Raw genomic sequence first — 2,012 nt, forward strand, 5'->3', positions numbered from 1 at the left:
CCTTGGGCATCTATTTTCTTAAATTAACCTGCTTCTTTAGTTGAACAAGAAAAATAAGGTTAGAGTTGCGAACTAATGTACGCTATGTTACAACTAAGGTACGTCCCCTGTGGATTGTAAAGTCTTTAAAGGAGTGATTATAAAATGAATAAAACAGATTTCATTAATCAAGTAGCAAAAACCGCAGTACTTTCACAGAAAGAAGCATCTAAAGCAGTAGATGCAGTTTTTGATACTATTTTGGAAGCATTAAAAAATGGTGATAAAGTTCAATTGATTGGCTTCGGTAATTTTGAGGTTCGTGAACGTGCTGCACGTACAGGTCGAAATCCACAAACTGGGGAAGAAATTCAGATAGCAGCTGGAAAAGTTCCCGCTTTTAAGGCTGGTAAAGCTCTTAAAGATGCAGTAGCTGAAAAGTAATAATTAATGATCTTTAGTGTTGCATACAAAAAATGAATGACCATTTAAGTCACTCTTAACTAAATCAGTTCAGAAATCTATATGACCTATGATAATTAGGAGATTTCGTGTTTATGTGATACACTTTATTTACCATTTGATTTACTGTTTACATGTTCCTCACTCATTCGTGAGTGGGGTTCCTTGTTTTTAAGGTAAATAAAAAACAGACTCTAAAATAGAGCCTGTCTATATCCAACATTATTATTTATTATTAAGCTTTACGAACGTTAGTAGCTTGGGGTCCACGTTGACCTTGCTCTACTTCAAAAGTAACTGCTTGACCTTCGTCTAAAGATTTGAAACCTTCGCTTTGGATAGCTGAGAAGTGAACGAATACATCGTCTCCAGCTTCGCGTTCGATAAATCCAAAACCTTTTTCTGCGTTAAACCATTTTACTTTACCTTGTTCCAAGTGTGTTTCCTCCTGCTGTGTGCTTTTGCACACATATATTACTATCCTTGCTCCCAGTGATCATTTAGATGAAAAGTTTAACTAATACTATCCTTTACACCGAACAAAAATAATTCTTCCTTAGAATACCATTTTTTGAAAGTGTTTGCAAGATTACAATCCATTATGTGAATTTATGTCACTTTCTAGCAAATAAGCCGAAAGTAAACAAGTAATGAATAAAAACTACATATTCTCGGCTTATTAAATAACTCGTTATTGAGTTAAAGCACCTGTTAGTTGAAGAGTGGGGAATAGATTATTAAAAGAACTCCTAATAAAATAAGACCAACAATAATAATTAATCCATTACTTAAATCTAAAACGACACCTAAAATCATCCATAAGAAATAGAAAATTTTAGTTTTTGTCCTTTCATTTTTATAATTTTTATAAGATTCTTTAATAAACCACCCTAAAATGATACTTCCGCCAACAACCAATATAACCCCAATAGCTATTATTTTCATAATTGTACGGTTTTCTTACTCCTTTTAAGGAATTTATATACCTGTTAGTTTGTCACTTTTCTACTTTATTTAACCTGCCCCGTTGAACGAGGTGAAAACCGAGATTGATCAGCAATATTAACTAATCTCCAAAAGCGTATATATGTTTTTTTTGTTTTATCGCTTCATCGCATAGTGCCTTTAATTCTTGTGCAAAAGTCCTTATTTCTCGTTCTTTTTCATCAGTCAAGTTGTATTTTTTAATTAAGGCTTCGCATATTACTACTAAATCTGGAATCTTATCTCTAAATATTATTGTTTTACCATAAGGGTCGAGATTCAAAAGAAGATTAAAGTCATTGCCATAACCCTTTTCCTTATTTATTAAGTAAGTGTATATTTTTTCGTTAAAATGAACATATTTTTCTGCCTTTGACGCTTCTTTATCTGTTACTCCAATAGCAAAATCTATTCCACACAAAAGCTATCACATCCTTAAAACTAATAACAGTAATTATTATAAATTTTATCAATGCTTTTTACACTAATCTGCTTCGTTAGCACAACAAGAGAAAAGACCGCAGTAGCGATCACTTCTTTAACTCTTGCCCCTATTAGTACAAGTACATTTCTTCACAATAATCTTT

At 32.4% G+C, this 2,012-nt stretch carries 4 protein-coding genes; 1 reads left to right on the top strand and 3 read right to left on the bottom strand.

The features are described 5' to 3' along the window. Positions 1–144: 144 nt before the first annotated feature. Complete coding sequence (locus V7659_RS30510) at positions 145–423, top strand: HU family DNA-binding protein (protein ID WP_335543760.1); 279 nt, start codon at positions 145–147, stop codon at positions 421–423. A 253-nt stretch (positions 424–676) separates the two neighbouring features. Here V7659_RS30510 and V7659_RS30515 read toward each other — a convergent pair whose 3' ends face one another. The 3 genes from V7659_RS30515 to V7659_RS30525 all read right to left on the bottom strand — a co-directional run bounded on the left by V7659_RS30515 (position 677) and on the right by V7659_RS30525 (position 1,846). Continuing rightward, the gene (locus V7659_RS30515; RefSeq protein ID WP_007083691.1) at positions 677–877 is read right to left on the bottom strand and encodes a cold-shock protein; all 201 of its coding nucleotides are present in this window, start codon (positions 875–877) and stop codon (positions 677–679) included. A gap of 275 nt (positions 878–1,152) precedes the next feature. Beyond that, positions 1,153–1,386, bottom strand: a complete 234-nt coding sequence (locus tag V7659_RS30520) for a hypothetical protein (RefSeq protein WP_335543761.1) — start codon at positions 1,384–1,386, stop codon at positions 1,153–1,155. Between the two features lie 121 nt (positions 1,387–1,507). Continuing rightward, a complete protein-coding gene (locus V7659_RS30525; protein WP_335543762.1) occupies positions 1,508–1,846 on the bottom strand; it encodes a hypothetical protein in 339 nt (112 codons plus the stop codon). Positions 1,847–2,012 lie beyond the last annotated feature (166 nt).

It is taken from the genome of Neobacillus drentensis (assembly GCF_036966985.1).
GTDB lineage: Bacteria > Bacillota > Bacilli > Bacillales > Cytobacillaceae > Neobacillus > Neobacillus drentensis_E.